The 5,441-nt window shown below is 61.5% G+C and carries 5 protein-coding genes and 1 pseudogene; 5 read left to right on the top strand and 1 reads right to left on the bottom strand.

Going from position 1 to position 5,441, the window contains the following annotated elements:
* Positions 1-112 (bottom strand): annotated as a pseudogene (locus EN884_RS40310) (glycine/betaine ABC transporter substrate-binding protein); the annotation flags it as partial.
* A gap of 237 nt (positions 113-349) precedes the next feature.
* Here EN884_RS40310 and EN884_RS24100 point away from each other — a divergent pair.
* The 5 genes from EN884_RS24100 to EN884_RS24080 form a co-directional block, all read left to right on the top strand.
* Positions 350-961, top strand: coding sequence for a thymidine kinase (locus tag EN884_RS24100; RefSeq protein WP_013529955.1), 612 nt, complete (start codon positions 350-352; stop codon positions 959-961).
* Positions 962-1,050: 89 nt separating this feature from the next.
* On the top strand, positions 1,051-1,440 hold the full coding sequence (locus EN884_RS24095; protein ID WP_063168854.1) for a cytochrome c family protein: 390 nt from the start codon (positions 1,051-1,053) through the stop codon (positions 1,438-1,440).
* A 311-nt stretch (positions 1,441-1,751) separates the two neighbouring features.
* The gene (locus EN884_RS24090) at positions 1,752-2,840 is read left to right on the top strand and encodes a hypothetical protein (RefSeq protein ID WP_024504535.1); all 1,089 of its coding nucleotides are present in this window, start codon (positions 1,752-1,754) and stop codon (positions 2,838-2,840) included.
* A 31-nt stretch (positions 2,841-2,871) separates the two neighbouring features.
* Positions 2,872-4,017, top strand: a complete 1,146-nt coding sequence (locus EN884_RS24085) for a hypothetical protein (protein ID WP_063168855.1) — start codon at positions 2,872-2,874, stop codon at positions 4,015-4,017.
* Positions 4,018-4,041: 24 nt separating this feature from the next.
* A partial coding sequence (locus tag EN884_RS24080) for an ATP-binding protein (protein ID WP_164895127.1) occupies positions 4,042-5,441 on the top strand: 1,400 nt, incomplete at its 3' end.

Here is a 5,441-nt window from a genome sequence, read left to right as displayed (position 1 = left end):
CGTCGGAAAGGCGCACCGCCTTGCAGCTTGCCGGATCACCGGCGTAGGCAGCGCTGGTTGACAAAAAAGCCGCCAGGCCGAGGCCGGCGACGAAAGAGTTCATACGCGACATAGACAGTCTCCCATTGTGATTCTTTGGCGAAGCGTAGCTACGGTTTCTATGCCCGCCTTGTTTCGTCAGCCAAACACCATTCTGGTGTGGTTTCAAGCATTAAGACAATCACGATCAACGGCGCGGGCTGGCCAATCAGCGACACATCAGGCGCTTTTGTCTGGCCAGCCGGCTTTTTCAGGGGAATGCCGCTCTGGCCCCTCCCCGTGTCAGGCCAAGTCGGCTTAAAAGAGCGGCATGGCCAAGCTTTACTTCCACTACGCGACGATGAACGCCGGCAAGACGACGATGCTCTTGCAGGCCTCTTACAATTACCGCGAGCGCGGCATGGGCACGATGCTGTTCGTCGCCGGCCACTACCGCAAGGGCGATACAGGCCTGATCTCGTCGCGCATAGGCCTGGAGACGGAAGCCGAGATGTTTCGCGACGGCGACGATCTGTTCGCCCGCGTCGCCGCTCATCACGCGCATACGTCGGTGCATTGCGTCTTCGTCGACGAGGCGCAGTTCCTCGAGGAAGAGCAGGTCTGGCAGCTCGCCCGCATCGCCGACCGGCTGAACATCCCGGTCATGTGCTACGGCCTGCGCACCGATTTCCAGGGCAAGCTGTTTTCCGGCTCGCGCGCGCTGCTGGCCATCGCCGACGATTTGCGCGAAGTGCGCACCATCTGCCGATGCGGCCGCAAGGCGACGATGGTCGTGCGCCTCGGCCCCGATGGCAAGGTGGCGCGCCAGGGCGAGCAGGTGGCGATCGGCAAGGACGTCTATGTCTCGCTCTGCCGCCGCCACTGGGAGGAAGAGATGGGCCGCGCCGCGCCAGACGACTTCATCGGCTTTATCAAGGGCTGACGGTCGGCGGCCTTGACCCCGGCCCGATGCAGCGTTTCTTAAGGCCTCGGTACTATAACGCAGCCAGCCAGAGCTCCCCGGGGTCAGCCATGCTTCGAGACGCTTCGTTCGCCAGTATCCTTCTCCTTGCCAGCTCGCTCGTAGCCCATGCCGGCGGTGATCCTGCCCTGGGCAAGAAGGTCTTCAACCGATGCATGGCCTGCCATGACGCAGCCACCGACCGCGACAAGGTCGGTCCGCATCTGTTGGGCGTCGTTGGCCGCACCGCCGGCAGCGCAGAGAGCTTTCTTGGCCACTATTCCGAGGCGATGAAGAGTGCCGGCGCCGCCGGCCTGGTCTGGGATGAAGCCAATCTCGCCGAGTATCTCAAGGCCCCAAAGCTGAAGGTGCCGGGCAACAAGATGGCCTTCGGCGGCCTGACCAATGACGACGACATCGCCAATGTCATCGCCTATCTGAAGGCCGATCCCAAGCCTTGATCCGCTGTTCATCAGCTCTGTAAAACCGGCTTTCCCCTCGCATATCGCGGCCGCGATTGCTTCAGTCGTTTGCCGAATACAAAGGCATCCGTGCGCCCTCGGCTTGCCGCATGAAAGTTCAATGACAGCTGAACTACGGCTGGCAGGCAAGCTAATCACGCCAGGCCCCCGCCTTCACTGGTTTTCAAGACCCTGATGGATTCTTTTGTTTTCACGCCGCCCTTGTTGTCACGTCTTTCAATCCCCCGATGCCCCACATATATTCGCCGCTGTTCGCGACCAGCGACGTCATGCCGAAGCGGGAGGCCCCAATGGCGACATTGCAGAATTTCGACGCCGAAATTGCCAAGACCAAGCAGGTCGTGCAGGACATGCGCTCCAAGATCGAGCAGTCCGGCACCATGCTTGATACGCTCGCCACATCGGACAAGAAGATCGGCGACGCCAATTTCGACCTCGAGAACGCCCGCATCGAGGATGTGCTGAAGCAGCAAAAGGTGATGGAAGGCAACATTGCCGACCTGATCATCGGCCTGGAGGACGCCACCAACGTCTTCGGCTCCGAGTTCGAGAGCATGAAGAACTACACCGGCTGGGAAAAATTCATCGGTATCTTCTCCAGCCAGAGCAAGCAGCGCATGCGCACCGACCGCGTCCGCAACATGTCGCTGGCGGGCAATCTGCAGGAATTGCTGGTCAAATCCGACACCATCGTCGGCATATTGAAGGCGCAGAAAGAGGTCCTCGACCAGCGCTACAAGACCTCGGAAACCAGCCTGTCGCAGGTGATCGAGCGCCGCAAGACCACCATGACCAACCTCGAAGCCGTGCAGAAGCGCATCGAGGAGCTCAACCCGATGCTGCTCGACATCGAAAACAAGATCGCCGCTTCGACCAGCCAGAAGGACCGCACGCAGCTCGAAGGCGAACGCTCCAAGCTGGCGACGGAATACAACGAAAAGCAGGCCAAGGAGCAGGAGCTGCTGGCCGAGAGCCAGACGCTCGAGCGCTACACCTCGATGTTCCAGACCTTCGTCGATTCGCTCAACAACCAGATCGCCGCGCAATCGACGCTGATCAACAAGCTGACCATCGATACCGAGCAGCGCATCGTGCTCTACAAGGCGCTGGAAGATTCGCTGAAGACCGCCGCCCAGCAGGACGTCGCCCACAAGATCAACACGCTGGGCAGCCAGGTCGACAACACCGCCGAGGAAACCATGGCCGGCATCGGTGCTGCTTCGCAAAAACACATCGGCGACCTACTCGAGATGCACGAGAAGAACATGGTCGCCACCGCCGACATCCAGCGCCGCAAGAAGCTGGCCGACGATGCCTTTGCCCGCCGCTTCGACGAGGTGCTGAAGAAGCACAATTCGGCAAACTACGTGCAGTCTTAGGGGTGATAGGACTGCCCGCGAGCGCACAGGCATGACCCCCGAAAACGAAGCGGCGGCACGATATTTCTCCGCCATCACGGCCGCGCTGAGCGGCCTTGAAGTGTTCATGCGCGACGATCGCTCGCCGCTTTACCGGCACGGCATCGTCGCCAAGATCGTCGCCGAATACATCGCCCGGCTCGACAAGTCGTTTTCCTGCTGGCGCAACCGGCTGGGCTTCATGGACACGTTCCGCATTTCGCGGGCCGAAAGCGGATTCCCGGTGTTCCAGAACCTGCTCGAACTGGAAAACGACCGCCGCCAGGCCGACGCGCGGCTTGCCAACATCCCGCTCGCCGGCGAATTGCGCGAGGAAATGGCCGACTTCATCCTGCGCCACAAGGAATTCCCCGAGGCGCTGCAGAAGTCGATGGCCGAGCGGCTCTATCTCGAGGACGTGAAAAGCGAGAACACCTTCGGTTCCTTCACGCTGGCGCAAACCGCCAAGGTCTCGGTCAATCCGAAGACGGGACGGCCCTATTATCTCGTCCATTGGGCGACGTTCGACGGCAGCGCCAACCTGCCTCTGGTCTACATGGTGACGGTGGAGGATTCTTCCGACGCGATGATCCGCCAGCTTGTCGACAGGAACGGCAAACTCAACGAGACGGTCGACATTCCGCTGCCGGTCGACGGCCTGCTCAATCCCGAGCTTGCCCATCGTTTCGACGATTTCACCGAGAAGAACTCCGCCTATACGCTGTCGCCGGCGACCATCGCGGTCAACCTCGACAAGGATTTCGAACCGCTGCACCCCAAGCAGCTGCGCCGCGTCGTGCTCGGCCCGTTCTATTCGGTGGGGATTACCGACAACAATTCGACGGTGACCGAGGTTCTGGCCAAGGTGCGCAAGCCGCAAAATGCCTGGCTTTTGACCTGGACGATCCAGGAGGTCTATTCCAAGAGCGAGAAACCCGGCCGCAAGGGCCTGTTTTCGAGTGAGAAGACAACGCAGGAATTCTTCATCAACACTGATGATCTGGAAGCCGCGCGTCAGGGCGTGTCGAGCTATGAAAACCATGCGCTGATTCCGCACGAGGCCTATCAGGCACTCTACGCCGCCGGCGAAGCACAGAAGATTTTTGCCGGCTACAAGGTTCATATCCTGTCCAACGGACAGGTCATCTCAGACGTCTGACCGTCACACCACGGAGCACCCTTCATGGATACCGGCCTGACCACCATTCCGGAAGCCGCCATCGAGAAGCACCGCGCCACCGCGCAGAGCTTCATCACCCGCATCGTCGTGCTGGAGGACCCGTCACGGGAGTCCGGCACCGCGCTTGCCGGCACCAACCGCCGCTTCGTCTCGACCGTCTCGGTCGGCTCGGTGCGTCGCACGCGCGAGGTCGAGCTGGCCAAGACCGTCGGCGCCGTTCATCTCGACGACCAGCTGCTGACCATCCCGCAGCACACGCTCCTGTTTCGCGCCCGGCGCGGCACGGCGATCGCGCTGGCCATATCGGACGTCTTTGCCGAAGGCTCCGACCTCGAAAGCCTGCAGGCCAGGAATACCCGCGCGCCGCTCGAAGGCGACGAAGCGGCCACCTTCAAGAAGCTTCTGTCGGCCTCGGCTTACATCTCCGCCTTCAGCCTCGCCTCCTACCTGTTCCAGCTGATCGACAGCGACGGCGAGGCACCCAACGACATCCCCGAGCCGGACTTCCTGTTCGACACGCCGCAGGATGCGGTGAAGTCGATCCTCGCTGGCCTCGACAAGGCGATCTCGGGATCGTCCGATGATGCCGATTTGATGACAAGGGCACGCGCCTTCGCCCGCGTCGCCATCGACGGGCTTCTGGCCCGCAAGGGCCGCTTCGACGGCATCGGCCCGTTCGAGAACGCCCATATCCGCATCGATGCCGACGATTTCACTCTCGATGGTTTCGACGTCGCGCCGGGCAAGCGCTCAAAACCGCTGGTGATGACCTTCAAGAAGCCGGAAGAGGTCGTCGGCAACCACATCGCCAAATACCAGTCGGTCAAGCTCGCCAAGATGCTGATGGCCTATGATTTCGAGCGCGAACTCAATCCGTTCGTCGAGCTCGGCGGCTTCCTGTTCACCTTCATCGGCGACGGCGCCCCCGGCACTGGCAAGACGACGCTGATCCAGATGATCGCCGGCCTCGTCAACGGCTATTGCCAGGTCGCCGGCTATCCCTTCGCCTACGAGAATTTCGGCGTCGACCAGATCTCGTCCTACCAGGGCAAGTCGGGCCAGAACTGCCGCCAGTTCATCAACAATGTCTTGAACCCACGCGTCATCGGCTTCGGCACCATCGACGACATCGACCAGGTGGCCGCCAGACGCTCCGACGACCGCGCCTCCGCCGGCCAGCAGGAGATAACAGGCGTCTTGATGGACGCCTTCGCCGGCGCCGCCACCGTGGTGCGCGGCAACTGCTCGTTCGGCATGTTCTCCAACTACCCCGAAAATGTCGACGACGCGCTGCGCCAGCGCGCCGGCGCCCGCTGGCTGGTCGACGGGCCGCAGAGCCGCGACGACTACATCGATATTTTTGTCCTGCTGGCGGGGAAAAACCATAAGATCCCGCTCGGCGA

The organism is Mesorhizobium sp. M7A.F.Ca.AU.001.01.1.1 (assembly GCF_004022735.1).
Classification (GTDB): domain Bacteria; phylum Pseudomonadota; class Alphaproteobacteria; order Rhizobiales; family Rhizobiaceae; genus Mesorhizobium; species Mesorhizobium ciceri.
Note: the sequence above shows the minus strand (reverse complement) of the source record. Positions and strands in the feature narration are given on the sequence as shown.